We start from the raw sequence: 25,122 nt of genomic DNA on the forward strand, positions 1-25,122 counted from the left end.
GCTGGGGAGCGGACTGCTGGGGGCGGTGTCAGCCGGGTAGGACGGACGGGGCGTCGACGGCCTGGGGCGAACGCAGGCTCGACAGCACCTGCGAGCGCAGCTCACCGAACCGGGGAAGCTGCTTGGTGGCCAGCTGGTCGCGCTCGGCCGGCAGGTCCACCTCGACGATCTCGTGCACGTGGGCGGGCCTGCGCAGCACCAGCACGCGCTGCGCCAGGTACACGGCCTCGTCGATGTCGTGGGTGACGAACAGGACCGTGATGTCGTAACGGCGCCAGATGTCGAGCAACAGATCCTCGAGGTCGGCGCGGGTCTGCGCGTCGACGGAGGCGAACGGCTCATCCATCAGCAGGATCCGGGGCTGGTAGGCCAGCGCCCGCGCGATGGCGACGCGCTGCTGCATGCCGCCGGACAGCTGCCACGGGTAGCTGTCACCGCGGTCGCCGAGGCCGACCGCCGCCAGCGCCTCCGCGGTGGCCGCGGCCGCCTGAGCCTTCGACAGGCCCTTGTAGGACAGCGGGAAGCTCACGTTCCCCGCGACCGTCATCCACGGCAGCAGCGAGCGGCTGTAGTCCTGGAAGACGAAGGCCATGTCCTTCGGCGGGCCGTCCACCGGCGTCCCGTCCAGCGTCACCGTGCCGGACGTCGGGGCGACCAGGCCGGACAGGCAGCGCAGCATCGTCGTCTTGCCGCAGCCCGACGAGCCGACGATGCAGACGAACTCGCGCTCGCCCACCGTGAACGTCAGGTCGGCCATGGCCGGCGCGCCTGCAGGGTCGTAGGTCTTGGTCAGGTCACGAACGTCGAGCACCGGCAGCCTCCGTCGGCTTCGGGGTGGGGCGGCGGGAGCGACGGCGCGGTGCGCTGCTCGCCCGGCCGGTGGTCGCGATGTGCCAGTGCAGAACGCGCTTCTCGAACGCGACGAAGAGCGCGTTGGCCCCGAAGCCCAGCAGGCCGAGCAGCAGGGTGCCTGCCCACATCTCGGGGATGTCGAACCCGCGCTGCGCGAGCTGCACGACGTAGCCGACGCCGTTGTCCGCCCCGATCAGCTCGCTGACCACCATGAGGATGATCGCGATGCCCAGTGCCGTGCGGGCACCGGCGAAGATCCGCGGCAGCGCGGCCGGCAACACCAGCCGCGTGAGCCGCGCGTGGGCCGGCACGCGGTAGGAGCGGGCCATGTCCAGGGCCGTGCGGTCCACACCGCGCACACCGTCGACGGTGTTGAGCAGCACGGGCCACACCGCACCGAGCGCGATGAGGAAGACCTTCGCGCCGTCCCCGGCTCCGAAGACCAGCAGGGAGACGGGGATCAGCGCGGGCGGCGGCAGCGCGCGCAGGAACTGCAGCACGGGGTCCAGCGCTGTCGAGAGCATGCGTGAGAACCCGAGCAGCGCGCCCAGCGCGACGCCGCCGCCGACGGCGAGCGCGAAGCCCGCCAGCATCCGCCCGAGGCTGGGGAGCAGGTCGGTTGGGATGCGGGTGAAGAGCCACTCGTCGGCGAAGGTCGCGCCGATCTCCGACAGCGGCGGGAAGAAGAAGTCGCCCGCGGTGCGTGCCCAGGCGTCGTAGGCCACGAGCAGCAGGACGGGGAGGACGAGCGCCAGCGCCCAGTCCGTGACACGACCGCGGATCACCGGTTACCTCCACGGAAGGACGGGTGCCAGTGCAGGACCCGGCGTTCCGTTGCCTGCAGCACGCTGTTGAGCACCCATCCGAGCAGACCGGCGGCGAGGATCCACGCGTACATCAGCGCCTCGGCGCCGCCCGCGGACTGGGCGTCGGTGATCCGGCCCCCGATCCCCGGCACGCCGACCACGATCTCGCTCGTGACGGCGAGGATCAGGCCGATCGCCGAGGCGATGCGCAGGCCGGTGGCGATGTAGGGCAGCGCGCTGGGCAGCGTGACCCGCAACAGCACGGCCCGCGGGGTGAGCCCGTAGGACCGGGCCGTGTCCCGCGCCGTCGGGTCGACGTCGTGAACGCCGTAGACCGTCTGCAACAGCACCGGCCAGAAGGTACCGAACGCGATCAGGAAGACCTTCATGTCCAGATCGGACCCGAAGATGAGGACGGCCGCCGGGATCAGTGCGACCGGGGGGATCGGCCGGAGGAACTCGAGCATGAAGCGCGTCAGGCGATGCGCGAGCTCCAAGGAGCCGATCAGCACACCGAGCGGGACGGCGACGACGACGGCGGCGGCGATGCCGAGCACCCAGCCCTGCAGCGTCTGGCCGAGCGGGACGAACAGCTCACCCGAGGTGACCAGCCCGACGAAGGCCGGGACGATCTCCGACGGCGGCGGGAACCAGGCGTGCGGAAGCAGGCCGGTGCGCACCACCAGTTCGAGCAGAACGACCACGCCGACGATTCCGCTGAGCCCGAGGCCCACGGTGCGCAGCCGCGATCCGTCCCCCGTGGACGAACCCCGCGCGACGGTCGCAGGGGCCGCAGCGTGCCCGGCCACCCCACCCGGTGGGGGCGCGGTGCCGGTGGTGGGCTGCACTGATGTCCTCCTTGCGCGGTGGACATACGGGGGGCCACCGATCTGGGCACGAAAGGTATATCGGTGACGCGCATGGGGCTATATCGCGAAGCCCAAGTTCCGCTATAGCGAATTCACCCAGCGTTGCGGAGCCGTAGTGCTGTCCGGGATGGCCTCTCGACAGCGCTACGGCTCCTTTCTACGGGTCACGGCCCAGGCCCGGGCCCGCCCCCGGGGGCCCGGGTCGGCCGTCCCCGCCGCCGCCACCGCACCGACGAGCGCGGTCTTGCCGACTTCCGCGTCACCCACCGGCAGCAGGGACCGCTTGCCGGTCGGGCGCTTCCAGCAACACACGAACACGGACGAGATCCTCGCGGCGGCCCACCAAGGCGTCGGCGCCATCGGGTCCGTGGGGATCTCTGTGGCTCCTTCACACAGCTCCGACGTGCCCGCGGGTCCCTTTCGTGCGGGCACGCGCAGGGCGCATTGTTCAGCGGCCGGCCGTGTTTCCGTTCGACAAGTGGTGCCGGGTTGAACCCCTCACACCTCTGGAACAGTTCCTGAATACCGGACGGCGATCGGTAGCGAGTTCCTCATCGTCGAGGTAACCGGAGAGCGAAGATCACAGGCACATCGCGAGGCCGAACGAGAAGCAGTACGAGACGTCGCCGCCGTCGAGGTCGAGCATGAACTCGTACACCCCTTCCGCCATACCCCGCAACGGACCGGGATCCCCGACCGGTGCGACTGCGGCACAGATAATCGTCACAGATGTCCGGCCGCAGGTCCGGTCACGGGATCCCTCGCGTGGAGCCCATCCGACATGCGACCTCCTCACGCCGGCCGTGTTACATGGCCACGTTAAGGCCGACTCATCCGCACTGGCGAGGAGCAGTTTGTATATCGACCGCCTGCTCCGGTGACAAACTGTCGAGTACGCGCTCCGCGGCGGCGCCGAGGTCCATCGCACGCGTGGCCAGCCACAGATCGTGGCGTGCGCTGGGAAAGTGCAGCAAGGATCGATGCAGCACCTGCTCCAGCCTGCTGACCCGCTTGCGGGCGCCGGACACCGAGATGCCGAGGGCGTCGGCCGTGGCGCTGAGCCGCGAGTTGCTGTCCAGCCACACCCGCAGCGTGGACTCGAGGGTGGCGGCGTCCGCCGCCTCACGGATCGGACGGAGTGTGGCACGGGCCCACTGCTGCACGGCCGGCGCGCGCATCAGATCGTCCAGGACGACACGGGAGGGCTGCTCGGCCGAACCGGACACGCCGATGCTGCGCGGCGTCGCCCTGATCCGGAAGGCGAGGTCGAGGAGCGCCTGCTGATCCATGCGTGCGAGGTCCAGCCCGAGCAGCTCCTCGATGCGCTGCAACCGGCCCGACAGGGTATGCCGGTGGATCTTCAGGTGCTGGGCCGCGCCCATCGAGAACGACAGCCACGACCGCGCCGTGGCCATCAGCTCCTGGGCATCCGGGTCCCTGGCACGCGGAGGGACGTACGTGAGCAGCGCACCCAGCATCGCGTCCGCCCACCGCGCACCCGTCGGACCGACGATCGTGGGCAGGTCCAGATGTGTGTCGAACCGCGCCCAACGCTGCGCCCGGCCCCGGGCGACGGCCAGCGCATGGAACGCTTGGTCGTAGCCGACAGCGGTGTCATGCAAGGTCACGACGTCGCCCACGCCGACCACGGCGCCACCGACCTCCTCCGTCACGAGGATCTCGAACGGCCGCAACGTGCTGCTGTGCGGTTCCGTCAGGACCAGGATGTCCCGTTTGTGGACCGGGCAGCGCACCATCCAGGCGGTGCCGCCTGTCAGCTCCGCGCAGCGGCGGATCACGTCGTCACGCTCGTGGGCACCGCACTCGACCACGTGGACCCGCGCCGGATCCGGCAGCGCAGGCGACAGCGTCGACGCGATCTGGCCGGCCGTCGAGATCCGCTGCGACATCAGCAGGTGCAACACCGCCTCGCGGCACCGGGCGTCGGCAGCCTCCACCTGCCTGCGCAGGCGCCGCGTCTCCCCCGCCAACCAGCACGTACCGAGCAACGTGACGGCGTCGGCCGCCAGCGACCGCGGCACGGCTTCCGCGCCCACGAACGCCAGCACCGGATCCGGCACATCAGCGGAGGCATCGACCACGAGGAGCACCGCGGTGTAAGCCTCCCCGTCGATCACGAACGTGCGCAGTCCACGGGAGAACATGTCGTCGATCCCGGTGGCGACCTGCGCCGCGGCACCGGGATCGAGCTCGCGCCGCGAACCGATGAGCACCCTGCCCGTCCGGTCCAACAACCCGACCCAACATCCTGTGCGCTGCGCCAGCCACCGCACCAGCGCCGCACCGCCGTCGGCCCGGCGACACCGCTGGTGCATCGCCAGCACGTCGACCGCGCGCCGTGAATCGTTTTCCGGAAACACGCCGGGTCGCCGACCGCGCTCCCCGTCGGGCGAAAACTCCATTCCCACACCACTCTCCGCGGGGCGTCCATGCGGATCGCCGCAGGAATCGGTTCGATCTCCGCTGGCCAGGGCCTACTGTGCAAGATCCGAGAAGGGCCACGCACCCGGCGTCGATTCCCGCCTCGACGATCGCGTCGTCAATGATCTGTTCCCGGGTGTCACGGCGGTCAAGATTCGCAGCCCATCGTCATCGATCTCCGGACGAGCCGTAGCGACGATACATCGCAGGCTCACATCAACCTGGTCGACTTACTTCCTACGGCATCGACGCGGTCGTCGACAACACACGGGCCACGACGAACCCCGATCATTATGCCGGGCAAGGTCGCGCCCCTACTCGGAGTTGCCCACATTCATGGACATCGACATGGACCACACGAGCAACACTCAGCACCACAACAACGCGATAACGTCGCGGCCGCCGGCGACAACACCCGGTGCAGTCCGCCGAGCATCTCGCGTAATGTCCGAATCACGCATATCTGCGAGAGAACTGATTCTTGTTCAGTTGATGGCTGTCGGTGGCTTTCCGCGTTCGACATCTCGTATCGATCGGCCGGAATGTCACTCCTCGCCCGGACGACCGGCGGCGACGAGTGACCGCCTGCGCCTCCTGACCACTGGCGCTACCACGGGAATGAGGAGCGATAGCACCACGACCACCCACAGGAACACCGTTATCGGCGACGACACGAGGATCGCCGGATCGCCCTCCGAGAGTGTGAGCGCCCGCCGGAGTTGCTGCTCGGCGATCGGTCCGAGGATCAGTCCCACCACCGCAGGCGCCACGGGGATGCCCGCCTCCCGCATCAGCAACCCGAGCAGGCCCAGCCCGCACAGCACCACCAGGTCGACGGTCGTGCCACCTGCTGCGAACGCCCCGAGGGTGGCGAATACCAGCACCCCGGCGTAGATCCCGTAAGCCGGGATCTGCAGCAGCTTCGCCCACACCCGCACGAGCGGCAGGTTGAGAACCAGCAGCATGACGTTGCCGACGTACAGGCTCGCGATCAGCGTCCAGACCAGCGGTCCGGACTCGGTGAACAGCTGCGGACCAGGCTGCAGCCCGTAGGACTGGAACGCGGTGAGGATCACCGCTGCCGTGGCCGACGTGGGCAGCCCGATCGTCAGCAACGGCACGAGCACCCCGGCCGCGGCGGCGTTGTTCGCCGACTCCGGCCCCGCGACGCCCTCGATGGCGCCGTGACCGAACTCCTCGGGGTGCTTGGTCAGCTTCTTCTCGACGCTGTAGCTGAGGAACGTGGGCACCTCCGCCCCGCCCGCGGGCAGGCTCCCGATCGGGAATCCCAGCGCGGTGCCGCGCAACCAGGCAGGCCAGGAGCGACGGAAGTCCGAGCGCGACAGCACCACGCGCTCCCGCAGCGGCTGCACGGTCGAGTGCCCGGTGCCGGTGAGCAGGTGTCCGAACGCCTCGCTCAGTGCGAAGAGCGCCACCACCACGATCACGACGTCGATGCCGTCGAGCAGCGCGTCGACACCGTAGGTGAGACGGGGCTGGCCGGTCTGCGAGTCGATGCCGATCAGGCCGATCGTGATCCCGACCAGCAGGCTCGCCACGCCCTTGAGCAGGTTCGGCCCGAGCAGCGCGCTCACCGTCACGAACGCGACGGCCATCAGCGCCACGTACTCGGGAGGTCCGAAGCCCAGCGCGAAGTCGGCGACGACCGGCGCCAGGAACGTCAGCGCCACCGTGCCGATGGTGCCGGCGACGAAGCTGCCGAGCGCGGCGGTGGCCAGTGCCGCGGCCGCCCGCCCGGCCCGCGCCATCTTGTTGCCCTCCAGCGCGGAGATCATGGAGGCGCTCTCGCCGGGCGTGTTGAGCAGGATCGACGTGGTCGAGCCGCCGTACATCCCGCCGTAGTAGATGCCGGCGAACAGGATCAGCGCGGCGGACGGCTCGAGCCGGAACGTGATGGGCAGCAGCAATGCGACCGTCAGCGCCGGGCCGATGCCGGGCAGCACGCCGACCGCCGTGCCGATCGTCACGCCGATCAGCGCCCACATCAGGTTCGCCGGGGTCAGCGCACCCGCAAAACCGTCGAGGAGGAGCCCGAGCTGGTCCACCTCAGAACCCCCAGGGACCGGCGGGCAGCGTGAGCCCGATCATCCGGTCGAAGATCAGGAAAACGGTGGCGGCCAGCGCCCACCCGTACGCCACCACCCGCCATCCCCGCGGGGCCCCCAGCAGCAGCGCCGCCGCGACGAACAACGCAGTCGCCGACACCACGTAGCCGAGCAGGGGCAGCAGGACCGCGAACAGGATCAGCGCGATGACGAGCGCCAGCACCCGCAGCCCGGCCCGCGACTGCCACGGCGGTCCGGGAACCGCCTCGCGGAGCTTGGTGACGGAGTCGACGAGCAGACCCGCTCCGACGCCGCCGAGGAGCACCCCGACCGGCAGCGGGACGACCGCGGGCCCCACCACCGCCGTGGTGTCCGGCAACTGCACGGCGTCCACGATCACGAGCACGGAGGTCAGCATCATCAGCGCGCCGAACGCCCCGGATGCCAGCACGGTGGTGCGGGGGACGGCCCCGGGTGCGGGGGTCGTCGCGTCGGTCTGCCGGTTCGTCATGCCCTCGCTCATCCCCGACTCGTTCATCCCCGGCCCACTCATCCCCGGCCCGTCCATCGCACTCCCTCGCTGCGCTCGGTCAGCGCTGCGCGCAGGCGCTGTAACACCGATTCGCTCGCACGCTCGCTCATCGCACTCCCTCGCTGCGCTCGGTCAGCGCTGCGCGCAGGCGCTGTAACACCGATTCGCTCGCAGGCTCGCTCATCCCAGTCCGATCTCGTCGAGCACCTGCGACACCCGGTCCTGCTCGGACCGGACGAACTCCTCGAACTCCGGGCCGGCGAGCGTCGCGTCCCCCCAGCCGCGGCGGGCGAGCGCCTCTCGCCACGCGTCCGTGCGGGTCATGTTCACCAGGAGGTCCTCCAACGCCTGCTCCTGCTCGGGGCTGATGTCGCCGGTCGCGACGACACCGCGCCAGTTCTGCAGCTCGGCGTCGACGCCGGTCTCACGCAACGTCGGCACGTCGGGCAGCGCGGGCAGCCGTTCCGGGCTCGACACCGCGAGCGCGCGCACCGTGCCCGCCTCGATCTGCGGCATCAGCTCGGAGATCCCGGAGATCCCGATCGTCGACCGGCCCGACAGCAGGGTGGTGAGTGCCTCGCCGCCGCCCGAGTGCGCGACGTAGCTCATCCGCGCGGGATCGGCGCCCACGGCCTTGGCGATCAGGCCCGCCAGGATCTGCTCCGCGCCGCCCGCGGAGCCGCCGGAGATCGACACGGCGGCGATGTCGCTGCGCATCGCGGCGACCACACCGGCCATGTCGGAGATCGGGGAGTCGGCCGCGACCGCCACCACCTGGTAGTCGGTGGTCAGCCGGACCAGTGGCGTGGTCTCGGCCAGCGAGTGCGGGGAGTCGTTGGCCTCCACCGCGCCGATCATGATCAGACCGGTGGTCATCAGCTCGGTCGGGTCGCCGGCGCGCCGGACGAACTGGCTGAGCCCGATCGTGCCGCCGGCCCCCGCGACGTTGTAGACCTCGGTACGCCCGACGAGCTCGCGCAGCGCGCCCTGCATCTCGCGGGAGGTCTGGTCCCAACCCCCGCCGGGCGCAGCCGGGGCCATGATCCGCAACTGCCGGTCGCCGATCACGTCCCGCAGAGCGGATCCGCCGGCACCCGTGGTGTCCACCGGTGCCGTCGCCACCACCGCGACCGTGGCGACGACGGCCGCCACGAGAGGGGCGAAGCGGTGCCAGCGACGGCGGGGCCGGGCGGCAGGGTCACCAGGATCGTCGGCCACCACCGTCGAGCGTCGTTGCTCCATCCGCCGTCCCCCGTCGTGCACGCACCGGCATGGCGGCGCCGGCGCCGTGACACGCCGGTGTCGTCACGCATGGTCGACAGTTGCTTACAGTGACAGGCGTCGGGGGACAAGTGCTGGGGGGCAGAAATGCGGGAAGCAGAAGACGCTGTCGACGTCGTCATCGTGGGTGGAGGCAACGCCGGGTTCAGTGCGGCGCACGCAGCGGCCGAGCGGGGCAGGCGGGTACTGCTGTTGGAGAAGGGCGAGTCCGCGCAGGCCGGCGGCAACAGCTACTACACGGCAGGCGCCATCCGGGTGGCGCACGACGGGCTCGCGGACGTCGCCGACCTCCTCGACGAGGACGACCGGCACGCCGTGACCGTGCTCCCGCCCTACCCCGCCGCGGCGTTCGCGGCGGACATGAAGAAGGTGACCGGTGGCCGCAACGACCCGGCGCTCACCGAGGTGCTGATCGCCGAGAGCCAGTCAACGCTGCGCTGGCTGCACGACAAGGGCCTGCGCTACCGGCTGATGTACGAGCGACAGGCCTATCCGGACGCACAGGGACGCCAGGTGTTCTGGGGCGGGCTCGCCATCGGCAGCACAGGGGGCGGCAAGGGCCTGATCCAGCAGCACACCCGTGCCGCGCAGGAGAGCGGCGTCGAGATCCGCTACGGCGTGCGGGTCCGCGACCTGGTGCGCGACGGCGCCCGGATCACCGGTGTGACCTGGACCGATGCCGCGGGCGCCACCGGCACCGTCCACGCTCGTTCGGTCGTGCTCGCCGCCGGCGGCTTCGAGGCCGACCCCGAACTACGCCGCGAACACCTCGGCGAGGGCTGGCAACGGGCCAGGGTGCGGGGCACCCCGCTCAACACCGGGGACATGATCACCGCGGCGATCACCGCAGGCGCCGCCACCCACGGCGACTGGACGACCTGCCACAGCGTGGCCTGGGACGCCTGGTTCCCCGGCAACGAAGGCAACCGCGAGCTGACCAACCAGCTCACCCGCGGCGGCTACCCGCTCGGCATCGTGGTGAACACCAACGGCGAACGCTTCGTCGACGAGGGCGCCGACTTCCGTAACTACACCTACGCCGAGTACGGCGCCCACATCCTCGCCCAGCCCGACGGGCTCGCGTTCCAGCTCTTCGACGCCACCACCCGGCCGCAGCTGCGGACCGAGGAGTACGACATGCCCGGCGTCTCGGTCGTCGTGGGCGAGAGCGTCGAGGATCTCGCCGCGCGCATCGACGTCGACCCGGCAGCGCTGCGCCGCACCGTCGACGCGTTCAACGCCGGGATCGACCGCACCATCCCCCTCGACCTCGCGATCAAGGACGGCCGGGCGTCGCGCGTCCAGCCGCCCAAGTCCAACTGGGCGATCCCGCTGGAGACCCCGCCCTACTACGCGTTTCCCGTGACCTGCGGCATCACCTTCACGTTCGGCGGCCTGCGCGCAGACTCCTGCGGCCGGGTGCTCGGCAACGCCGGAGCACCCGTGCCCGGCCTCTTCGTCTGCGGGGAGATGCTGGGCGGGCTGTTCAGCGGCAACTACCCGGGCGGCACCGGACTCACCGCGGGCGCCGTGTTCGGGCGGCGGGCCGGCATACAGGCCTGAGCCGCAGGACCACCAGTACCCGGGACCCGTGCGACTCGCGGGGTTCGGGACCGGTGGTCAGGGGTTCCCGGTCATCAGCACCGCGGCCCGTTCGGCGATCGCGAGGGTCGTGGCGTTCGTGTTGGCCGAGACGATCACCGGCATCACCGAGGCGTCGGCGACCCGCAGACCCTCGACGCCACGAACTCGCAGCTCCGGGTCGACGACAGCGCCGTCGTCGACGCCGATCCGGCAGGTCCCCACCGGATGGAAGTAGGTCGTCACGCTCCGGCGGACGAATTCACGGCAGGCGGCGTCGTCGCGGACGTCGGAGCCGGGGAGCAGCTCGCGGTCCCGCCACGGGGAGAAGGCCTTCGCCTCCCCCACCTCCCGCGCCCGGCGCACCCCGACGACCATGCGCTCGACGTCCCGCTCGTCGGCCAGATAGTTCGGGTCGATGAGCGGGGCGCCCTCGGGATCCGCCGGGTTCAACCGCACCGACCCCCGGCTGAACGGCGTCATCAACGCGACCCTCATCGCGTAGCCGTCTCCCGCTCCGAGCGTCCCCGTCGACGGGGCCGGCGTGTCGCTGAAGATCAGGTGCAGGTCGATCGGGAGGGCGGGATCGCTGCGGAGCCGGACGTGCGGCTTGCGGACGAAGGTCGCGGCACGGACGGGCCGGGTCGTTCGGTAGCCCACGGTCGTCATCGGATGGTCGTGCAGGCCCTCCCCCACGCCCGCCAGGTCGGCGGCGACGTCGACACCGGCATCGCGCAGCTGCGCAGCCGGTCCGATCCCGGAGAGCAGGAGCAGCTGCGGCGAGCCGATCGCGCCGGCGGCCAGCACGACCTCCCGCGCAGCGGAGGCGGTGCGCAGCTCACCGTCCTTCGTGTACTCCACGCCGTTGCAGCGTCCCCCGTCGAGGATGAGCCGCCGCGCCTGTGCCCCGGTGGCCACCGCGAGGTTGGGCCGGTCGAGCGCCGGGACCAGATAGGCGTCGGCCGCGCTCTGCCGCACGCCGCCGACGACGTTGTACTCGCTCCATCCGACCCCCTCCTCCAGCCCGTTGTTGAGGTCGGTGGCGCCGGGGTGGCCCACCTCGACCGCGGCCTCGACCGCGCCCTCCCACAAGGGGTGCGCCACCTCGCCCTGCGCCACGATCATCGGGCCGTTCATCCCCCGGTAGCGGGAGTCGGGGGCGTCCACCGCGCGTTCGATGCGCTTGAGGAACGGCAGCATCGTCGGGTAGTCCCAGCCGGTGGCACCGGCATCCGCCCAGGCGTCGTAGCTGTCGCGGTGACCCCGCGTGTGCATGACGGCGTTGATCGAGCTCGACCCGCCGAGGACCTTCCCGCGCGGCCACGAACAGATCGCGCCCCCGGCTCCTGGCTGTGGAACGGTCTCGTACGCCCAGTCGACCTCGGTGCCGACGAGGAGCGTCCACCGCATGGGATCGGCCATCGCTGCGGGTCTGGTGGCTCCGCCCGCCTCGAGGAGCAGCACCTGCACGTCAGGGTCCTGGGACAACCGCGACGCGAGCACGCATCCGGCCGTGCCACCACCGACGACGACGTAGTCGAATGCCACGCGACCCTCCCCAGCGCCGATCCGCTCCCTCGGCAATGCGACGGGGATCCGGTGACGGAATCCGGCAGCAGAATTCACAGTGCCATTGCGCCGGTTGCAGCCATGCCGCTCGGTGTCGCCGATCACTCCCTGGTCTTCCACGCGATGACGGGAAAGTCGCATTCCGTATTCCCCCGGTCCGGAAAGGGCGAATGGTCGCGGGCCCCGTGTCGTGCCGGGGGTGAACGGGCGTGTCCGCGCGGGGCGAACCCCGTTGTGCGTCCCCGGCGGCACCGCCAGGGTGTCGGAATGGTTCGTGACTTCCGGTTCTCCTTCAACATCTTCGGGATCCCGTCCCGCGAGGCCCTGCAGGAGGTCTGCCGGCGCGCCGAGAGCGCCGGGTTCGACACCGTCTTCGCCGCCGACCACCTCGGCGCACCTGCACCCTTCCCGGTGCTGGTCGCGGCCGCCGACGCGACCGATCAGATGCGGGTGGGCACCCTGGTGCTCAACGCTCCGTTCTGGAACCCGGCTCTGCTGGCTCGCGAGGTGGCCAGCACCGACATCCTCACCGGCGGCCGGCTCGAGGTCGGCCTCGGCGCGGGGCACATGAAGTGGGAGTTCGATGCCGCGGGCATCCCTTGGGCGTCCTTCGGCTCGCGTGTTCAGACCCTCGAGAAGACGATCACCGAGCTGGGCCGGTTCTTCACCACCGATCTCGCCGAACTGCCGGGCGGAAAGTCACCGCAGCCCGTGCAACGCATCGGGTTCGAGGGATCCGGACCACCGCTGATCATCGGCGGCACCGGCGACCGGGTGCTGACGGTCGCCGCACGGCACGCCGACATCATCGGCGTCGCGGGCGCCTACCAGGTGGCGGGCAAGCCGCCCGGGACGTTCCGGCTGGCCACGGCGACGGAGACGGACGAGCGAATGCGGTTCGTGCGCGAGCGGGCCGGGGAGCGCAGCGACCGGATCGAGTGGCACCTGCTCGTACAGGCGGTGGTGCCCACCCTCGACAGGCGCGCCGCCGCGGCGGACATGATCAGCAGGTTCGGCAGCGAGATGAGCGTGGACGAGGTCCTGGAGTCGCCCTACCTCCTCATCGGCAGCCCGGAGCAGATGGCCGAGCAGCTGCTGGCGAACCGGGAGCGCTACGGGTTCTCCTACGTCACCGTGCACGAGCCGTTCCGGGAGGCGTTCGAGCCGGTGGTGGAGCGCCTCCGTTCGTGACGAGAGGCGATCCCCATCGAGGGCTCGGGAGGGAACCCGAACGGGCGCTGTTCCCGCCGACCACTCGCCGGGACGGCTAGCGTCCGCACCCGGGCGGCTGCCGGCACGCCGGGTCTGCCCGGAAGGGAGCCCACCGTGACGTCCTCGCCTCCGGCCCGCTCGAGGGTCCGGATCGCGCCTCTTGTGCTGGCGACTCTCGCCATCGGTGTCGCCGGATGCGCGAACCCCGGCCGCGTCGCGGATTCCGGCACCCCGGCACAGACCCAGGAAGCCGCGCCCACCGGCCCGTTGCTCGCCGACGTCGCCGAGCAGATCGGCCTGCCGGCACGCACCTGGACGGCGTCGGGCACCCACACGGCCAAGGGCTATACGACCGAGACGGCCGAGACGACCAGCGTCGAGGGGATGAAGGCCGACTGCGACAACATCAACCTCAACAAGAAGCTGGCCGCCGACTTCCGCAATGACGTATTCGGTCCCGGCATGAAGGGGTTCTTCTACGAATGCCAGGTGGCCGGCCCGGACACCAACAAGTACTGGTTCACCATCAGTTCGGCGGACCAGGCCCAGATCGACAAGCTCTGCGATCCGGCCACCACGTACCCGATCGTCCACGACGAGCAGCACGACACCTACTGGATCGACGAGCCGTTCACGTGCACCAGCAGGATCGGCCCGTCGTAGCTCACCCAGGCCCCACCGAGCGACGCCGACGCGGGGGTCGAGCCGCCAGCACCACCGCGCCGAACGTCACGACGGTCGCGATCCAGGTCGCAACCGAGGGACGGGGGCCCGGGGTCATCGTGTCGAGGGCGAGCGCGCCCGACAGTTGGCCAGCAACGCTGGCCAGGCTGAAGACCAGCACACCGACCTGACCGACGACGAGCGTGGCTGTCGCGATCACGCCGATGCCGATCAGGCCGGCGGCATAGAGCCAGGGCTCGGTGGGGAGCCTCCCGGCCGGAGCAGTGCGGACAACCGGCTCGAGCAGCACCGCGACGGTGAGGGTGAGCTCGGCGACGACGAAGCTGACCAACGTGGCAGGCCAAGGCGATCCGGCGGCCGCTCCGACCCGGCCGTTGAGGGCGGACTGGACTGCGACCGCGATGCCGGCAAGCAGGGGAAGCACCACCAGTAGCAACGCGCCCTCGCCGCCCGACCGGTCGTGGACGGCGACGGCGACGGCCGCGACGCAGACCAGCGCGCCGCCGACCCGGGCGAGCGTGACTGCGTGACGTCCGCCCGGTCCGAGCCCCCACCGGTCCGCGAGGAGACTGCCGGTCGCCGTGCCTCCGACGATCGCCACGGTGAATGCGGCAACCCCCAACGCACCGACGCTCACCCCCTGGCCTGCCACGAACACCGCGCCGCCGACCCCACCGCAGCAGTGCCACCACCGCAACCCACCGGACCGCAAGGCGGCGCCGATGAACCGAAGGCCACGCCGCCCGGCCGGAAGGGTGGGCACGAGTGCCAGCAACAGCACCATGCCGGCGGTCGTCGAGGCCAACGAGGCTGCGACCCCATCGCCCAGCCGTGCGCCGAGCTCTCCGTTCAACCGCGCCTGAGCAGCCAACCCGACGCCGGCGAGCACAGCAGCCCCGATCGCCACGGCACGCCTGCGACCGCGAGCGGTGCGCGGCGAAAGCTCGATCTTGTCATCGCGAGCACTCACTTACGAAGATTCTGACCTAATCGAACCGACATCACAAACGCAGGGACCGTCCACCCCCGAGCCCGCTGATCGGTGGATGACCATGCCGTGGTCGCTCGCTACGGTCAGCGCGTGTCCGATCACGCACCCGATGCCCAGTCCCTGCGCGTCTCCGATGCCGAGCGCGAGCACATCATCGGATTGCTGCAGCGCGCCACGGGCGCGGGGATGCTCGACCTCGACGAGTTCACGCGGCGGGTCGACGTGGCGCTCGCCGCCCGCACCCGCGGAGAGCTGAACGTCGTGGTGCTCGATCTGCCGGGAATGACCCACCCCGAGCAGCCCACGGGCACGGCAACACGACGGAGTCCGGTACGCACCCCGCAGTCGACCACGACCACAGTGGACTCCGAGGGCACCACCGAGCTGCGCAGCGTGCTCGGCTCCATCACCCGCCGCGGCGAGTGGGACGTACCGGCCCGGCTGGTGATCCGGGCGAAGGTGGGATCGACGGACCTCGACTTCACCGCTGCGCGAATCCCCCACGACGTCGTCGAGATCGAGCTGGACGTGGTGGCAGGATCGGTCGAGATGCGGATGCCGCACGGCTCGCACATCGAGCACCACGAGGTGCAGTCCGTGCTCAGCAGCATCGAGGACAAGAGGCGCATCGCGCCCGACGGCACCCCCGGCCCGACGTTCCGCCTCACCGGCTCCGTGCGCGCCGGTTCCGTGGAGATCCGCTCGCCGAAGCGGCGCTGGTGGCGGGGCGACCAGTAGGCCCTGCTCAGCTACGCCGAGAAAACTCCCGTGCTGCGGGTGCGGCGCGTATCCCGCTCGCGCCGCACCCGCAGCACAAGGAATGCCGGCCGGCGCAATCGGTCCCCCGCGCCGAGCCGACCGGCTGTCACCGGGGAACGTTTCGGGTGAGCTCGGCGAGGATCGGGGCTGCGGTCGTGGCGGCGTGGATACCGATCACGCTGACGATCGCGAGCACCTCCATGATCTCGCCCGCGGTAGCTCCGAGCCGCACCGCGTTCTGCATGTGCAGCTTGAGCCCGGGCACGTAGAGGTGGGTCGCCGAGGCGTCGAAGGCGATGTAGATGAGCTCCTTGACCTTCGGCGGCAGCGTCCCCGTCTTCCACGGCACCGAGGAGAACTCGATGTAGGCCTCGAACAGGTCGGGGTCGAGCTCGAGCAGCCCGTCCCAGAACTGGTGCCAGTAGCCGCGGTTCGCCGTGAACTCGGCCTTGAGCCGCTCGCGCCGCTCGTCGAGCGGGGCCGGACCGGAGCGCAGGCCCTCCTCCTCGAGCACCTCCAGCAACAGCGGGACGCCGATGTTGCTGGCGTGGATGCCGAGCGTGCTGGTGAGCTCGATGACCTCCATGATCTCCTGCTCGGTGGCCCCGAACTCCAGCGCGGCGGCCACGTGCTGGCGGATCCCGGGCACGTAGAGGTGCGTCGCCGCGGCGTCGGCGGCGATGTAGACGAACTCCTTGATCTTGGGCTCGAGGTGCGACTCACCGGTCCAAGGGACGGCGGAGAAGTGCAGGTAGGCCCGGACGAACGCGGGGTCGAGCTCCAGCATCCGCTCCCACGGGTCGCCCCAGGTGCCCCGCACCTTGACGAACTCGTCCTTGATCTCCTGCTGCTCTGCGGTCAGCGTCATCAGTCGCTCCTCGGATCGGGGTCCGTCGACTCGCCGGCGCGCAGCCAGCGCACGATCTCGGTGTGGTCGGCATCGGGAGCGAGCGCCGCGGCGGCCTCGCTCCAGAGCTCGACGGTGCGGGCGGCGAGCGCGGAAGGCGCTCCCGTCGCCTCGGCCAGGCCCAGCGCGATGCGGATGTCCTTCACCATCAGCGCGAGGGCGAAGCCGGAGTTGTAGGTCTCCGGCAGCACGAAGTTCGGCCACTTGTTCTCGGTGGAGCCGCTGCGCCCGCTCGACCCGTTCACCGCGTCCAGCATCACCGCCGGGTCGAGCCCGAAGCGCTCCCCGGCGAGCAGCGCCTCCGAGCTCGCGAGCAGGTGCGAGGCCGACATCAGGTTGTTCAGCGCCTTGAGGGCGTGACCTGCGCCGACCGGCCCGACATGGCGCACGCGGCCGAGGACGGCAAGCAGCGGGGTGATCACGGCAACCTCGGCGTCCGGTCCGCCGACCATGATCGTGAGCGTGCCGGCGGTGGCTCCGGAGACACCGCCGGAGACGGGGGCGTCGATCATGACGGCACCGCGGGCGGCCACCCGTTCGGCGAGCGCCGTCGTGCGCATCGGTTCCGAGGAACCCATGTCGATCAGAAGCGTGCCCGGGGTCAGGCCGTCGAGCAGCCCCTCGCCCAACACGGCCTCGACCACGTTCGAGTCGGGGAGCATCAGAATCACGACCGGCGGCCCGTCCCCGCTCACGGGGACGACCTCGGCCGGCTTGTCGACGATCGTCACGAGGTCGGCGAAAGCAGCCCGCGGGCCGGGCGCGGCGTCGTGGCCGCGCACGTCCACGCCTGCCGCGGCGAGCCGGCGGACCATCGGGTCTCCCATGCGGCCCAGCCCGACGAACCCGACTGCCCGCACCGGTAGCTCAGGCACGGCCGGCTCCGTTCCGCTCCGCCGCGAGCTCGCCCAGCACGCGCTCGGCCACCCGGAACGACTCCAGCGCTCCCGGCGCGCCGCAGTAGACCGCGGCCTGCAGCAGCACCTCCTGGATCTCCTCCTCGGTGCATCCGTTGGTGACCGCGCCCCGGACGTGCACACCCAACTCGTGGTTGCGGTTCAGCGCCGTCAGCATCGCGAGGTTGAGCAGGCTGCGGGTACGGCGGTCCAGGCCGGGCCTGCTCCAGATGTCGCCCCAGGCCGTGCGCGTGACGTACTCCTGCACGGGCCGGGAGAAGTCGCTGACCCCGGCCAGCGACCGGTTGACGTGAGCCTCTCCGAGCACCTCGCGCCGGATCGCCAGGCCTCGCTCGTACCGGGCGTCCGCCGTATCGGTGCCGGCGGCGCCGTCGTTGCTGCTCGCATCGGAGTTCGTCATCGCTGCCCTTCCGGCGCCAGCAGGGCGCGGTACTCGTCCTCGTCGACCTCGTCCGACCAGACCGTCGGGCCGAGCGAGACGGCCAGGTGGGTCATCACCGTGTCGAGCGTGCCGCCGTGCCAGTGGCGCTCTCCCGGCGGAACCCACACGACGTCCCCGGCCCGGATCACCTCAGGCGGCCCGCCGTGCGAGCACACCCAGCCGCGGCCCGCGGTGACCACCAGGATCTGGCCGCCCGTGTGGTGGTGCCAGTAGGTGCGCGCACCGGGAGTGAAGGTCACGGAGTTGATCGTGTTGCCCTCCGCGGTGGTGGGCAGCACGGGGTCGCCCCACACGGTGCCGGTGAACGTGTCGCTCCGGGCCTGCGTGGGGGTCGAGTCGGGGGCTCGTCCCCGGACGATCTGCATCTCTCATCCTTCCTTGGTGTCGTGGACGCGGGTGCCCCCCGCGACATCACCGATCGCATCCACGACGCGGTTACTGATCTGATCTCCGTAGCCGAGGCTCTCGGCGAGCCCGAAGCTCGCCAGGGGCCCCGCAGCGTTGAGGCTGGGCACCCCCAGCTTTCCGATGAGGTCGACGTAGAGCGCGACGTCCTTCGTCATGAGGCGCCCTGTGAGCCCGCCCTCGAGGTAGTCCCCCTGCACGATGTGCGGGAACCGGTTGAGCGTCGCGAAGTTCACGCCGCTGCTGCTGTTGATCACCTCGAGCAGCTGGGCCAGGTCCAGCCCGGCCCGTCGCCCCGCGACCATCACCTCGGCCGAGGCCGCGAGACTCACCGCGTTGAGGAAGTTGTTCAGCAGCTTGGCCGTGTGGCCCGCACCGGACGCCCCCATGTGGTGCACGTGAGCGGCGAGCGGCTCGAACACCCACCGGATCTCGTCGAGCACCGCGGCGTCGCCGCCCGCCATGATCGTGAGCGTGCCCTTCTCGGCGGCGGCCGCTCCCCCCGAGATACCCGCGTCCAGGTACCGGACGCCCGCCTTCTCCGCCTCGGCGTGCAGGGCCACGGTGGAGGACGGCGCCGCCGTCGACAGGTCGACGATCGTGGCGCCTGCCGCTGCTCCGGCGAGCAGCCCGTCCGGACCGCGCACCACCGGCTCGACGACGTGGCTGTCGGGCAGTGACATCAGGATCACCTGGGCCGCCCTCGCCACCTCGGCAGGGTCACCAACCGGCTTCGCGCCGGCCGCCTCGACCCGAGCGCGCTGCGCGTCGAACCCGACGACCGGTACCCCGGCGTCGACCAGGCGTCGCGCCATGCGACCGCCCATGTTGCCCAGTCCGACCATCCCGACTGCCGGCTTGCTCATCGCTCCCCCTCGCTGCGCTCGGTCGGCGCTTCGCGAAGGCGCTGTGACACTGATTCGCTCGCAAGCTCGCTCATCACACCACCTCCTCCACTCACGACTTCTCCGTTCGTCCGGCGACCCGCACGACAAGGTCGGCGAGCTCGCCGGACATGCCGGGCACCCGGTCCGGGAACCGGTCGGGCACCTCGGCGTCATGGCCCGCGACGAGCAGCCGCCCCGGGTCCTCGCTCATCTCGCGCAGCGTGTCGAAGCCGCGGTACATGTCCAGCAGGTCGGCCACCACGAAGAACGGGCGATCGCGCTCGAGCTCCTCGTAGAAGTGCAGCGCGTCGGCGGCCAGGATCACCGCCCCCGGCCCGCCGGCCTCGTCGCGGACGGCGACCTGCGCCACGAGCTGCCCCGGGGTGTGGCCACCGACCACCACCAGCTCGATCCCCGGTGCGAGATCGAGCGTCTCGTCGACCATCCGCACCCTGCCCTGCGCGGCTGCCGCGGCCAGCCGGTCGAGCTCGTCGGGCTCGGTCGAGTGCGCGAACTGGATGCGCCCGGCGTAGGGGCCGGTCCAGAACTCGAACTCGCGGCGGGCGATCACGATCTCCGCGGCCGGGAAGCTCTGCAGGTTGCCGATGTGGTCGTAGTGCGCGTGCGTGACGACGAGCTGGGTGACCGTGGCCGGGTCGATGCCGAGTGCCGCGAGTGCGGTGACCGGATCGACGAGCAGGGTGCGCCCGCGCCGCCTGCCGGCCTCGGCCCCGAACCCGCAGTCGAAGAGGATCGTGCGCTCCCCGTCGCGGACGACCCAGAAGTAGTAGTCCATCGGGAACTCGGTGTCGGGTTCGCCGTATACGTGGAAGTTCAGATAGCTGTCGGACTTGCTCGCGGTCCGTGCGCCGTAGCGCACCGCGAGTACCTCGTATCCCGTCTTCATCGGGCCGATCCTGCGGGGACGGCGGCGGTGGCGTCCAGCGCCCGGCCCGCGGTCTCCGGGAGCCAGCGCACCAGAGCGAGCGTGCCCAGCGCGGCGACGACCACCATGTACAGGGCGGGCAGGATGCTGCTCCCCGTCGCCGCGGCGATGGCGGCCGCGATCAGGGGGCCGGGACCGCCGATGAGCGCGAGCCCGAGGTTGAAGCCGATGGCGCTGGACGTGGAGCGCGTCTGGGCCGGGAACAGCTCGACGAGCATGCAGACGGTGGTCACGCTGACCATCGACTGGAACACCGCGAAGAGCACCATCCCGCCGACGACTCCCGCGGGCGTGCCCGTGCCCATCAGCGCGAACGCGGGAACGCTGACGACCGCGAGCCCGGTGCCACCGATGAGGTTCACCCGGCGCCTGCCGACGCGGTCGCTCAGCGCTCCGGCGAACGGGCAGAGCACCGCGTAGACCACCAGCCCGATCGCGACGAGCGGGAGAGCCCGCGCCTCCGGCAGCTTGACCGTGGCGGTGAGGTAGCTGATGACGTAGGTGGCGAGGTAGTAGAACCCGAGGCCCTGAACGCTGGAGAACGCGAAGGTGATCGCGATCGCCTTGACGTCACGACCGGCGCGCCGGACGGGGGCGTCGGTCACCGCGCCCGCCTTCACCAGCCGCTGGAACACCGGCGTCTCGTCGATCCGCAGCCGGATCCACGTGCCGATCAGCGTGAGCGGCACCGCGACCAGGAACGGGATGCGCCAGCCCCACGAGAGCATCTGGTCGGAGGTGAGCGTCAGTTCCAGCGCGAGCACCAGCATGCCGCCGAACGCGGTGGCGAGCGCGGCGGTGGCCGAGACGACGCTCGCGTACCTGCCTCGCCGGTCCACCGGCGTGTGCTCCACGAGAAACGCCGCCGACCCGGTCCATTCAGCGCCGGCGGAGAAGCCCTGGATGCAGCGCAGCAACACCAGCAGGATCGGTGCGGCGACACCGGCTGCCGCGTAGGTGGGCAGCACCCCGATCAGCGTGGTGGACAGTCCCATCATGCCGATCGAGAGCGTGAGCAGCGCGCGGCGGCCGTGGCGGTCGCCGATGGCCCCGACCACGAGCCCGCCGAGCGGCCGCATGAAGAACGCCACGCCGAAGACGGCCAGCGAGGCCAGCAGGGCCGCGGCCGGGCTCGCACCGGGGAAGAACAGGCGGCCGAGGATGGCGGCCAGGAATCCGTAGATCGCGAAGTCGAACCACTCCGTGAAGTTGCCGACCGCTGTGGCCAAGGCGACGACGCGGCGAGCGCCGACGTCCATCTCAGAGGCGGTGTCCCCCACGCCGTGCGCCATCGCACACTCCCTCGTCAGCACTCCGTCGGCTTGTTCGATCGCCAGACTGTCATACAATCTCGGACCGAGCAAGATCTGTGCCCGACTAAGCGCGAGGGGCGGTTCGCGCGTCCAGCTCGGCGGTGTCCCACGCCCCTGCGCCCCCGGAAGGACGCACGCTGTTGACGATCGAGGCGCCACCGTCGATCGAGACCACCTCGCCGGTGATGTAGGCGGCGTCGTCGCTCAGCAGGAACGCGACCACGGACGCGATCTCGTCGGGCGTGCCCGCCCTGCGCAACGGGGTGGTCGAGGCGCGCTGCACCATGTCGGCGCTACCACCGGGACCGCTGCCGGAGCCGAAGAGCGCGGTGGGCACGATGCCGGGCGCCACGGCGTTGACCCGCACGCCCAGCGGACCGCCGTAGACCGCGGCGTTGCGCATCAGGCCGAGCACCCCGTGCTTCGAGGCGTGGTAGGGCAGCAGGTCCGAGCTGCCCCGCAGGCTGGCGATGGAGCCCGTGACGGCGATCGCACCGCCTCCACCCTGCAGGACGTACTGGCGGAACGCTGCCCGCAGCCCGAGGAACGTCCCCCGCATGTTCACCGCGATCACACGGTCGAACTCCTCGACGGCAAGGTCGGGCAGCACCGTGGGCGAGCCGGGGATCCCGGCGTTGAGGTGATGGAGGTCGACCCGCCCGAACCGCTCCACCGCGGCGTCCATGTAGCGCTCGACGTCCTCCTCGCGCGACACGTCCGCCTGCACGCCGATCGCGTCGCCGTCGAGCCCGGCGGCGAACTTCGCCGCGGCCTCACCGTCGAGATCGACCAGGACGACGGAGGCGCCTGCGCGGGACAGCCGCGCCGCAGTGGCGCTGCCGATCCCGCCGGCAGCGCCCGTGACGACGGCGACCCGGCCCCTCAGGGACTGCTCCGGCATACCCCACCCCTCACCGCGAATGCTCACCCGACTGTATGACAATCAGACGAGCACCGACAGCGCGGGGTCCCTCGACACGCGGGGAAGGGGCCGGACGCCGCGGCTGAGCGCCCGACCGGCTCAGTCGCTCGCCGCCACCTGGATCGGCTCGAGCTGGTCGAGGAGCTCGGTGCGGCGGGCCTCGAACTGATCGGGAAGCTGGAACTTCGACCCCAGCTCCTGGGGCGACTCGTCACACGTCCAGCCGCCCTCGGCGTGGGTGACCGCGAGCTCGAAGAGCGCTCCCCCGGGCGTGCGCACGTAGACGGACTTGAAGTACTTGCGGTCCTTGAGTTCGGAGATGTCGGTGTAGCCGACGCCCTCGATCTCGAACTTCAGGGCGTCCTGGTTCTCCAGGGTCTGGGCGTTCCACGCGAAGTGGTGGATGGTTCCCTCGCCGTAGCGCCAGGTACCCGGCTCGTCCGTGCGGTTGACCACCAGCTCGACGGAGCCACCCTGGCTCGGCTGCCCGACCTGGTGCACGACCCGGTCGCCCTCCTCCACCAGGGACTTGCCGTAGAAGGAGTCGGAGAGGAACTCCACCATGTTCTCGGGGTTCGCCACGTGGACGCCGACGCCGTAGATGCCGTGGATCGCGTACTCCTGCGGAACGCCGCCCTCGGTCCACCCGACGCGGCTGTCGCCCTCGACACCCACCAGTGCGTACTCGATGCCCGTGGGGTGCCGGAAGAGCAGCCGGCGCTGGTCGAGCACCTCGGCGTTCGCCACCTCGACTCCACGGCCGGAGAGCCGCTCCTGCCAGTAGTCGAGCGAACCCGACGGCACCGCCAGGTGCACCTCCCGGGCCTGGTTGGTGCCCCGCCTGCCCATGAGCCCGGCCTGGCGGAACGGGAAGGTGGTGACCACGGAGCTCGGGTCGCCTGCCGCATTGCTGTAGTAGAGGTGGTAGATCGGCAGGGAGCCGTCGAACAGGACGGTGCGTTTGATGAACCGCATCCCCAGCGTGCCGACGTGGAAGTCGACGTCCTCCTGCGCCGATCCGACCGACAGGGTGATGTGGTGGCTCCCGTGGACGTGTGCCATTGCCTACTCTCCTTCGAGCCGAACAGCGACGGGGGGAACGGAAGACGTCAGCGACTGGTGGCCAGCAGGGAGTGCGACGACGTGCGCACGGCCTCTATCCCGGCGCGGGCGGCGGCACGGACGTGCGACACCATGGCATCGGCGGCGGCCTGGGCGTCCCTGTCCTCGACAGCCTCGACCAGCGCGCGCAGCTCGACCACCGCCTCCGGCGGCCGGCCGGGACCCGACGAGAGCGAGCTGGCCCGCAGCAGGCTCACCCGCGCGTGCAGCTGCGAGAGGCTCGCCCGCAACGCCGAGTTGCCTGCCCCGGCGAGCAGCAGCTCGTAGAGCACGTCCTTGGCCTTGAGCACGGCCAGCGTGCCCTCCTGCCGGTCGACCACGTTCTCGAGCTGGGTGAACGCCCGGCGTAGGGCCACCACCTGGGCGTCCGTGGCGCGTTCGACGAACTTCTTCGCGAGGTGGCCTTCGAGTACCTCGCGGAGCTCGTAGAGCTCCTCGGCCTCCTCCGGCGAGAGGGAGACGACGATGGCGCCCTTCTGCGGGATGGTCTTGACCAGCCCCTCGGCGGCCAGCTCGCGCAGCACTTCCCGGATGGTGGTGCGGGAGACCCCGGTGAGGTCGATCAGCTCGCGCTCGATCAGACGCTGGCCGGGCGCGAAGCGGAAGGTCAGGATGGCCTCACGGAGGACATCGAGCACCTGGCTGCGCAGGGGCGCGGCCACTCGGCCGATCTGCGCGGCGAGACTTGCCACCTGCCCGGTTCCCGCTTCAGTCACCCGCTCAGCGTACGGCATGATCGTCATACGGGAAGAGGATTCGGGCGCTGAAGGATCGGTCAAACCTCGCGGATCGGGCACATACCCACTGTAACGCCGAGTGATCGGATCGCGCCGCCCCGGTTTCGGACTATCCCACGCCGAGCGCCCGTCGCCGTGAGCGGTACCGCGCCAGCAGCACCGGACGCAGCCAGCGCACGGGCGCCGGGAAGTTGTGGGTCATGTGCTCGTAGCCCGGAGCGGGCTCCGGGTCGGCGAGCAGCCCGAGGACCAGGTCAGGACCCGACTTGGGCGCGGCCGCCACGATCGCGGCGCGCAGCCGTCGAATCCGGTCCGGGGAGACCTGCGGGAAGAGCGTGCGCAACACGGGCTCCTCGTCGTCGAGATGCGCGACGAGCGCCTCGTGACAGACCACAGCGGACGAGTGGCCCGTGAGCTCGGCGACATGACGGGCGGCGATCTGGCGGGCGGCGGCGTTTCCCGTGAGGGCGCCGATCGCGTCGATGGCCTCGCCGAGGATCTTCAGCTCGGCGTCGAGCTCCTCGTGCTCGGCGGTGAGGTGGCTGAGGTCCTCGGCGGACGCGGGGAACAGCTCCCGGAGCAGCGGCCAGAACTGCTCGTCCTCGCTGTGGTGGTGATGGTGCAGGAAGGCGGTGTGCCAGCGCGCCACGGCGACGAGGGTGCCCAGGTGGACGGGCCGGCCTGCCGCCAACGCTCCCAGGGACTCCACGAGCAGCGCCGAGCCCCGCCGCAGGATCGTGTGCACGGCCAGCAGCTCGTCATACAACCGCAGGCCTTCGGCACGCTCAGGCGACGCGTTGATCAAGGAACCCTCCCGGTTCGGCGCGCGGCATCCACATTGAGGTGAACACTTCTGCAATGAATACCGTACGCCTCACCG

Annotated in this window: 24 protein-coding genes; 4 read left to right on the forward strand and 20 right to left on the reverse strand. The window is 70.8% G+C overall.

What is annotated here, in order from left to right:
* Positions 1-28 precede the first annotated feature (28 nt).
* The 7 genes from ACQPZQ_RS26950 to ACQPZQ_RS26980 form a co-directional block, all read right to left on the reverse strand.
* A complete protein-coding gene (locus ACQPZQ_RS26950) occupies positions 29-811 on the reverse strand; it encodes an ABC transporter ATP-binding protein (RefSeq protein ID WP_433285169.1) in 783 nt (260 codons plus the stop codon).
* Positions 795-1,637, reverse strand: a complete 843-nt coding sequence (locus tag ACQPZQ_RS26955; RefSeq protein WP_433285171.1) for an ABC transporter permease — start codon at positions 1,635-1,637, stop codon at positions 795-797. The genes ACQPZQ_RS26950 and ACQPZQ_RS26955 overlap by 17 nt, the downstream gene beginning before the upstream one ends.
* Complete coding sequence (locus ACQPZQ_RS26960) at positions 1,634-2,506, reverse strand: ABC transporter permease (RefSeq protein WP_433285173.1); 873 nt, start codon at positions 2,504-2,506, stop codon at positions 1,634-1,636. The genes ACQPZQ_RS26955 and ACQPZQ_RS26960 overlap by 4 nt, the downstream gene beginning before the upstream one ends.
* A gap of 851 nt (positions 2,507-3,357) precedes the next feature.
* Complete coding sequence (locus ACQPZQ_RS26965) at positions 3,358-4,863, reverse strand: helix-turn-helix domain-containing protein (RefSeq protein ID WP_433285175.1); 1,506 nt, start codon at positions 4,861-4,863, stop codon at positions 3,358-3,360.
* A gap of 651 nt (positions 4,864-5,514) precedes the next feature.
* Complete coding sequence (locus ACQPZQ_RS26970; RefSeq protein WP_433285177.1) at positions 5,515-7,035, reverse strand: tripartite tricarboxylate transporter permease; 1,521 nt, start codon at positions 7,033-7,035, stop codon at positions 5,515-5,517.
* Between the two features lies 1 nt (position 7,036).
* Positions 7,037-7,558, reverse strand: coding sequence for a tripartite tricarboxylate transporter TctB family protein (locus ACQPZQ_RS26975; RefSeq protein WP_433285179.1), 522 nt, complete (start codon positions 7,556-7,558; stop codon positions 7,037-7,039).
* A 189-nt stretch (positions 7,559-7,747) separates the two neighbouring features.
* On the reverse strand, positions 7,748-8,809 hold the full coding sequence (locus ACQPZQ_RS26980; protein WP_433285181.1) for a Bug family tripartite tricarboxylate transporter substrate binding protein: 1,062 nt from the start codon (positions 8,807-8,809) through the stop codon (positions 7,748-7,750).
* Positions 8,810-8,935: 126 nt separating this feature from the next.
* On the opposite strand from ACQPZQ_RS26980, the gene tcuA reads away from it, so the two are divergent.
* Entirely contained in the window at positions 8,936-10,411 is a 1,476-nt protein-coding gene (gene tcuA, locus ACQPZQ_RS26985) for an FAD-dependent tricarballylate dehydrogenase TcuA (RefSeq protein WP_433285183.1), read from the forward strand.
* 57 nt (positions 10,412-10,468) lie between these two features.
* Here tcuA and ACQPZQ_RS26990 read toward each other — a convergent pair whose 3' ends face one another.
* Complete coding sequence (locus tag ACQPZQ_RS26990; protein ID WP_433285185.1) at positions 10,469-11,977, reverse strand: GMC family oxidoreductase; 1,509 nt, start codon at positions 11,975-11,977, stop codon at positions 10,469-10,471.
* A gap of 288 nt (positions 11,978-12,265) precedes the next feature.
* Between ACQPZQ_RS26990 and ACQPZQ_RS26995 the strand changes: the two genes are divergently transcribed.
* On the forward strand, positions 12,266-13,189 hold the full coding sequence (locus ACQPZQ_RS26995) for an LLM class F420-dependent oxidoreductase (RefSeq protein WP_433285186.1): 924 nt from the start codon (positions 12,266-12,268) through the stop codon (positions 13,187-13,189).
* Positions 13,190-13,324: 135 nt separating this feature from the next.
* Positions 13,325-13,873, forward strand: a complete 549-nt coding sequence (locus ACQPZQ_RS27000; protein WP_433285188.1) for a hypothetical protein — start codon at positions 13,325-13,327, stop codon at positions 13,871-13,873.
* Position 13,874: 1 nt separating this feature from the next.
* Here ACQPZQ_RS27000 and ACQPZQ_RS27005 read toward each other — a convergent pair whose 3' ends face one another.
* Positions 13,875-14,864 (reverse strand): DMT family transporter, encoded by a 990-nt coding sequence (locus ACQPZQ_RS27005; protein WP_433285191.1) that lies wholly within the window; start codon positions 14,862-14,864, stop codon positions 13,875-13,877.
* 111 nt (positions 14,865-14,975) lie between these two features.
* Here ACQPZQ_RS27005 and ACQPZQ_RS27010 point away from each other — a divergent pair, with 111 nt between their 5' ends.
* Positions 14,976-15,623 carry a DUF1707 SHOCT-like domain-containing protein gene (locus ACQPZQ_RS27010; RefSeq protein WP_433285193.1) on the forward strand — a complete coding sequence of 216 codons (648 nt, stop codon included), beginning with the start codon at positions 14,976-14,978 and terminating at the stop codon, positions 15,621-15,623.
* A 127-nt stretch (positions 15,624-15,750) separates the two neighbouring features.
* Here the strand turns inward: ACQPZQ_RS27010 and ACQPZQ_RS27015 are convergent, their stop codons facing one another.
* The 11 genes from ACQPZQ_RS27015 to ACQPZQ_RS27065 form a co-directional block, all read right to left on the reverse strand.
* Complete coding sequence (locus tag ACQPZQ_RS27015) at positions 15,751-16,512, reverse strand: carboxymuconolactone decarboxylase family protein (protein ID WP_241034342.1); 762 nt, start codon at positions 16,510-16,512, stop codon at positions 15,751-15,753.
* On the reverse strand, positions 16,512-17,426 hold the full coding sequence (locus ACQPZQ_RS27020) for an NAD(P)-dependent oxidoreductase (RefSeq protein ID WP_433285194.1): 915 nt from the start codon (positions 17,424-17,426) through the stop codon (positions 16,512-16,514). Before ACQPZQ_RS27020 ends, ACQPZQ_RS27015 begins: the two co-directional genes overlap by 1 nt.
* Positions 17,419-17,868 (reverse strand): 4-carboxymuconolactone decarboxylase, encoded by a 450-nt coding sequence (pcaC, locus tag ACQPZQ_RS27025; protein ID WP_433285196.1) that lies wholly within the window; start codon positions 17,866-17,868, stop codon positions 17,419-17,421. The genes ACQPZQ_RS27020 and pcaC overlap by 8 nt, the downstream gene beginning before the upstream one ends.
* Entirely contained in the window at positions 17,865-18,275 is a 411-nt protein-coding gene (locus tag ACQPZQ_RS27030; protein ID WP_241034339.1) for a cupin domain-containing protein, read from the reverse strand. The genes pcaC and ACQPZQ_RS27030 overlap by 4 nt, the downstream gene beginning before the upstream one ends.
* A 3-nt stretch (positions 18,276-18,278) precedes the next feature.
* On the reverse strand, positions 18,279-19,376 hold the full coding sequence (locus ACQPZQ_RS27035) for an NAD(P)-dependent oxidoreductase (protein WP_433285198.1): 1,098 nt from the start codon (positions 19,374-19,376) through the stop codon (positions 18,279-18,281).
* The gene (locus tag ACQPZQ_RS27040) at positions 19,273-20,109 is read right to left on the reverse strand and encodes an N-acyl homoserine lactonase family protein (protein WP_433285201.1); all 837 of its coding nucleotides are present in this window, start codon (positions 20,107-20,109) and stop codon (positions 19,273-19,275) included. The genes ACQPZQ_RS27035 and ACQPZQ_RS27040 overlap by 104 nt, the downstream gene beginning before the upstream one ends.
* The gene (locus ACQPZQ_RS27045) at positions 20,106-21,440 is read right to left on the reverse strand and encodes an MFS transporter (RefSeq protein ID WP_433285203.1); all 1,335 of its coding nucleotides are present in this window, start codon (positions 21,438-21,440) and stop codon (positions 20,106-20,108) included. The genes ACQPZQ_RS27040 and ACQPZQ_RS27045 overlap by 4 nt, the downstream gene beginning before the upstream one ends.
* An 85-nt stretch (positions 21,441-21,525) precedes the next feature.
* Entirely contained in the window at positions 21,526-22,362 is an 837-nt protein-coding gene (locus ACQPZQ_RS27050; protein WP_433285204.1) for an SDR family NAD(P)-dependent oxidoreductase, read from the reverse strand.
* A gap of 120 nt (positions 22,363-22,482) precedes the next feature.
* The gene (locus tag ACQPZQ_RS27055; RefSeq protein ID WP_433285206.1) at positions 22,483-23,445 is read right to left on the reverse strand and encodes a VOC family protein; all 963 of its coding nucleotides are present in this window, start codon (positions 23,443-23,445) and stop codon (positions 22,483-22,485) included.
* A gap of 47 nt (positions 23,446-23,492) precedes the next feature.
* The gene (locus ACQPZQ_RS27060; RefSeq protein WP_241034333.1) at positions 23,493-24,221 is read right to left on the reverse strand and encodes a GntR family transcriptional regulator; all 729 of its coding nucleotides are present in this window, start codon (positions 24,219-24,221) and stop codon (positions 23,493-23,495) included.
* A gap of 130 nt (positions 24,222-24,351) precedes the next feature.
* Positions 24,352-25,047 (reverse strand): hemerythrin domain-containing protein, encoded by a 696-nt coding sequence (locus ACQPZQ_RS27065; RefSeq protein ID WP_433285208.1) that lies wholly within the window; start codon positions 25,045-25,047, stop codon positions 24,352-24,354.
* Between the last annotated feature and the right edge of the window lie 75 nt (positions 25,048-25,122).

The sequence above is a fragment of the Pseudonocardia sp. CA-142604 genome (assembly GCF_050948475.1).
Taxonomy (GTDB): domain Bacteria; phylum Actinomycetota; class Actinomycetes; order Mycobacteriales; family Pseudonocardiaceae; genus Pseudonocardia; species Pseudonocardia alaniniphila.